3 protein-coding genes are annotated in these 4,202 nt (G+C 73.7%); all 3 read left to right on the forward strand.

Annotated elements, in window-relative coordinates; translation table 11 throughout:
* Positions 1-91 precede the first annotated feature (91 nt).
* Entirely contained in the window at positions 92-781 is a 690-nt protein-coding gene (locus L1885_RS24630; RefSeq protein WP_235799370.1) for an SDR family oxidoreductase, read from the forward strand.
* A gap of 95 nt (positions 782-876) precedes the next feature.
* Entirely contained in the window at positions 877-1,842 is a 966-nt protein-coding gene (locus tag L1885_RS24635) for a methionine synthase (protein ID WP_235799372.1), read from the forward strand.
* Positions 1,843-1,862: 20 nt separating this feature from the next.
* A complete protein-coding gene (gene ligA / locus L1885_RS24640; protein WP_235799371.1) occupies positions 1,863-4,121 on the forward strand; it encodes an NAD-dependent DNA ligase LigA in 2,259 nt (752 codons plus the stop codon).
* Positions 4,122-4,202 lie beyond the last annotated feature (81 nt).

A 4,202-nucleotide genomic window follows, 5' to 3' on the forward strand; every position in this document is an offset into this window, starting at 1 on the left:
CCCGCGCCGGCGGCGGCCCTCGGCCGCGCGGTTTCGGGGGGTGCCCCGGTCGGGTGACCGGGCGCGGTCCCCGGGGTGGGACCATGACCGCATGGCAACACACCTGATCACCGGCGCCGGCTCCGGCATCGGCGCCGCCGTCGCGCGCCGCCTCCTCGCCCGCGGCGACGACCTGCTGCTCCTCGCCCGCGACGCCGGCCGCGCCAAGGAGATCGCGGCCGGGCTGCCCGGCGCCGGCACCCTCGTCGGCGACCTCGCGAACCCCGACCGGCTGTCCTGGGCCCTCTCGCACCAGACGCTGCCGGACCGGCTGGACTCGATCCTGCACATCGCGGGAATCGTCGACCTCGGCGCGATCGCCGACACGACCGTCAAGACGTGGCGCGCGCAGATCGACGTGAACCTGCTCGCCCCCGCGGAACTGACCCGGCTGCTGCTGCCGCAGGTCCGGGTGGCGAAGGGGCAGGTGATCTTCGTCAACTCGGGCTCCGGCCTGAACGCGAGCCCCAACTGGGGCGCGTACGCGGCCTCGAAGTTCGGCCTCAAGGCCCTCGCCGACGCCCTGCGCGGCGAGGAGAAGCCGCACGGCGTGCGCGTCTCCACCGTCTACCCCGGCCGCACCGACAGCCCCATGCAGGAGAAGATCCACCAGCAGGAGGGCAAGGCGTACGACGGCTCGCGGCTCATCGACCCGGAGTCGGTGGCCACCGCGATCCTGACCGTGCTCGACCTGCCGCGCGACGCGAACATCGACGACGTCACCGTACGGCCGGGCCGGTGAGCGCACCCCGCGACGGCGTGGACGGCGGCCCCGGCGCACAGGCGCCGGACGCCCCCGCGCCGCTGGGCTGGGGCGCGGCCACCGGCGTCGGCTCGATGCCGGGCGGCGACGCCCGCGACACCGCCAAGGGCGTCGCCGCGACACTGGAGGGCTTCCCCTTCCTCGCGGAACTCCCGGCCCGCGGGCCGGGCGCCGACATGATCGGCCGGACGATCGGCCTGCTCGCAGAGACGTACGCGCACGTCGAGCCGAGCGGCTGGCGCATCAGTGACCGGCCCGGCCGCGACACGCGGCGCGCCCGGTCCTGGCTCGGCGAGGACCTCGACGCGCTCGAGGAGTTCACCCAGGGCTACGAGGGCCCGCTGAAGATCCAGGCCGTCGGCCCCTGGACGCTGGCGGCCGCCCTCGAACGGCGTGGCGGCGAGGCCTTCCTCGGCGACGCCGGTGCCTGCCGCTACCTCGCGGAATCGCTGGCGGAGGGGCTGACCTCGCACCTCGCGGAGGTCCGCCGCCGGGTCCCGGGCGCCGCCCCCGTCCTCCAGATCGACGAGCCCTCGCTGACGGCCGTGCTGCGCGGCCGGGTGCGGACGGCGAGCGGCTACCGCACGTACACGGCCGTGGACCGGCAGGTCGTGGAGGACGCGCTGCGGCAGGTCCTGGAGCGCGCGACCGCCGCCGGCGCGGCCGGGACGGCCGTCCACTCCTGCGCCCCCGACGTCCCGTTCGCGCTGTTGCGCCGCGCGGGCGCCGGGGCCGTTTCGTTCGATTTCTCCCTGCTCACCGAGCGTGACGACGACGCCATCGGGGAGGCCGTGGAGGGCGGTACGAGGCTGCTCGCCGGAATCGTGCCGGGCACCGACACGGCATTGTCGGACCCTGCCGGTAGCGTCATGGGTGTCAGGACGCTGTGGCGCAGGCTGGGGCTGGATCCGGGACTTCTGGCGGAGTCCGTGGTGTGCACCCCCGCGTGCGGGCTCGCGGGCGCTTCGCCCGCATATGCCCGTGCCGCGCTCGCCCATGTCGTCCGGGCGGCGAGATCCCTCGCGGACAACCCTGAGTGACGGCACGGGAGGACGAGACGGTGGCAGGCGAACACCACGCACGGCCGGCGGGGACCGGGCAGGCTGCATCGGTGCCCGCGGAGGCGCGCGAGCGGCACAAGCAGCTCTCCGAGGAGATCGAGGAGCACCGCTTCCGGTACTACGTGAGGGATCAGCCGGTCATCACCGACCGCGAGTTCGACGAGTTGCTGCGTGCGCTGGAGGGGCTGGAGGACGAGTACTCCGAGCTGCGCACCCCCGACTCGCCGACGCAGAAGGTCTCCGTGCAGTACGAGACGGAGCTCACCGAGGTCACCCACCGCGAGCGCATGCTCTCCCTGGACAACGCCTTCGACGACGAGGAGCTCGGCGCCTGGGCCGACCGGGTCGCGAAGGAGGTGGGCACGAGCGACTACCACTTCCTGTGCGAGCTCAAGGTCGACGGCCTCGCCGTCAACCTCACCTACGAGGACGGGGTGCTCACCCGCGCCGCCACCCGCGGCACCGGGCGCACGGGCGAGGACATCACGCCCAACATCCGCACCATCCAGGAGATCCCGCGCCGCCTCAAGGGAGATCGGATCCCCGCGCTGGTGGAGATCCGGGGCGAGGTCTACTTCCCTATGGAGGCGTTCCAGGAGCTCAACGCCCGGCGCGTGGAGGCCGGCGAGAAGCCGTACGCCAACCCGCGCAACTCGGCGTCGGGTTCGCTGCGCCAGAAGGACCCGCGGGTCACGGCGACGCTCCCGCTGCACATGGTGGTCCACGGCATCGGGGCGCGCGAGGGACTGGACATCGCGCGCCTTTCCGAGGCGTACGAGCTGCTGCGCGAGTGGGGCCTGCCGACGGGCGAGCACAACCGCGTGGTGGACGATCTGGCGCAGGTGCGGGAGTTCATCGCGTACTACGGCGAGCACCGGCACTCCGTGGCGCACGAGATCGACGGCGCGGTCGTCAAGCTCGACGAGATCCCGCTCCAGGGCCGTCTCGGCTCCACTTCGCGCGCGCCGCGCTGGGCCATCGCCTGGAAGTACGCGCCGGAGGAGGTCAACACCAAGCTGGTCGACATCCGCGTCGGCGTGGGCCGCACCGGCCGCGTCACGCCCTACGCGGTGGTCGAGCCGGTCACGGTCGCCGGCTCGGAGGTCGAGTTCGCCACCCTGCACAACCAGGAGGTGGTGAAGGCGAAGGGCGTCCTCATCGGCGACACGGTCGTCCTGCGCAAGGCGGGCGACGTGATCCCGGAGATCCTCGGCCCGGTGGCGGACCTGCGCCCGGACGACGCCCGGGAGTTCGTGATGCCGGCCCAGTGCCCCGAGTGCGGCACACCGCTCAAGCCGATGAAGGAGGGCGACATCGACCTCCGCTGCCCGAACGCCCGCGGCTGCCCGGCCCAGTTGCGGGAGCGGCTGTTCTACCTGGCGGGGCGCAAGTGCCTCGACATCGAGAACTTCGGGTACGTGGCGGCCGCCGCGCTCACCAAGCCCCTGGAGCCGGCGACGCCTCCGCTGCGGGACGAGGGCGACCTGTTCGACCTGACGATGGAGCAGTTGCTGCCCATCACGGCGTACGTCCTGGATCAGGACACCGGTCTGCCCAAGCGCGACCCGGACAGCGGCGAGGAGAAGATCGCCACCGTCTTCGCCAACCAGGAGGGCAAGCCGCGCAAGAACGCGGTGGCCATGCTGGAGCACATCGCCGCGGCCAAGGAGCGCCCGCTGGCGCGCATCCTCGCCGGGCTGTCGATCCGTCACGTCGGCCCGGTCGCCGCGGAGGCCCTCGCCCGCGAGTTCCGCTCCGTCGAGCGCATCGAGCAGGCGACGCAGGAGGAACTGGCCGCCGTGGAGGGGGTCGGGCCGACGATCGCCGCGTCCCTCAAGGACTGGTTCGAGGAGGACTGGCACCGCGAGATCCTGCGCAAGTGGCGTGCCGCGGGCGTCCGCATGGAGGAGGAGTCCTCCGGCGCGGACGAGGGCCCCCGGCCCCTCGAAGGCCTCACGGTCGTCGTCACCGGCACGCTGGAGCGCTACACGCGGGACGCGGCGAAGGAGGCGCTCCAGGCCCAGGGCGCGAAGGTCACGGGATCCGTCTCGAAGAAGACGTCGTTCGTGGTCGTCGGGGAGAACCCGGGCTCCAAGTACGACAAGGCCGTCCAGGCGAAGGTCCCGGTCCTGGACGAGGCCGGGCTGACGGTCCTGCTCGACGCGGGCCCGGACGCGGCCCGCGAGGCCGCGCTCGCCCCGGACGGGGAGCCGGGGGACGGGGACGCGGGTACGGGCGAGGCGCCGCCCGCCTCCTGAGCCGGGAGGTGCGCGGCGCCGGCGCGGCAGGTGGCTCCTGGCCCGCCCGGGGGACGGGGGCCGTCCTGCGGCGGCCCCGTG

Source organism: Streptomyces fuscigenes (assembly GCF_021556455.1).
Lineage (GTDB): Bacteria > Actinomycetota > Actinomycetes > Streptomycetales > Streptomycetaceae > Streptomyces > Streptomyces fuscigenes.

What these genes read in the sequence shown, in the direction of transcription:
- L1885_RS24630 (WP_235799370.1), top strand. Translation starts at nt 92, where the DNA reads ATGGCAACACACCTGATCACCGGCGCCGGCTCCGGCATCGGCGCCGCC.
- L1885_RS24635 (WP_235799372.1), top strand. Translation starts at nt 877, where the DNA reads ATGCCGGGCGGCGACGCCCGCGACACCGCCAAGGGCGTCGCCGCGACA.